Annotated in this window: 1 protein-coding gene; it reads left to right on the top strand. The window is 40.0% G+C overall.

What is annotated here, in order from left to right; all coding sequences use genetic code 11:
• The first annotated feature begins 79 nt into the window (after positions 1-79).
• Positions 80-430 carry a 4CSP family protein gene (locus F0L68_RS45735; protein WP_188317135.1) on the top strand — a complete coding sequence of 117 codons (351 nt, stop codon included), beginning with the start codon at positions 80-82 and terminating at the stop codon, positions 428-430.
• The last annotated feature ends 122 nt before the right edge of the window (positions 431-552 follow it).

Below are 552 nucleotides of genomic sequence, written 5' to 3'. Positions count from 1 at the left end.
TTGCAGACCATTGGAATCACTTACGTGCTGAGCAGGATCATCAATCATGAAGGTCCTTATAGTTTTGAGCTGTGTACTCGTGGCCGTACTTGCTGATGATAAGTACACTGACAAATATGACAAAATTAACTTGCAAGAAATTTTGGAGAACAAGAGGCTCCTGGAGTCGTATATGGATTGCGTGCTCGGCAAGGGCAAGTGTACTCCCGAAGGGAAGGAACTGAAAGATCATCTTCAAGAAGCTCTAGAGACTGGTTGCGAGAAATGCACTGAAGCCCAAGAAAAGGGCGCTGAAACTAGTATTGATTATTTAATCAAGAATGAACTGGAAATTTGGAAGGAGCTGACAGCCCATTTCGACCCCGACGGCAAATGGAGGAAGAAGTACGAAGACCGCGCTAAGGCCAAGGGCATCGTCATCCCTGAATAAAACTTCAATAAAGTTGAACACTAACTAGAATTTTAATTCAACAACGGAATCCTAAATTTTTTATTGTTATGAAATCTGATTTTGTACTTTTCGTTTTTTAAATAAATAAATTTCTTAATGCA

This window comes from Solihabitans fulvus (assembly GCF_008386585.1).
Taxonomy (GTDB): Bacteria; Actinomycetota; Actinomycetes; order Mycobacteriales; family Pseudonocardiaceae; genus Solihabitans; species Solihabitans fulvus.
This window is presented reverse-complemented; position numbering and strand designations above follow the sequence as displayed.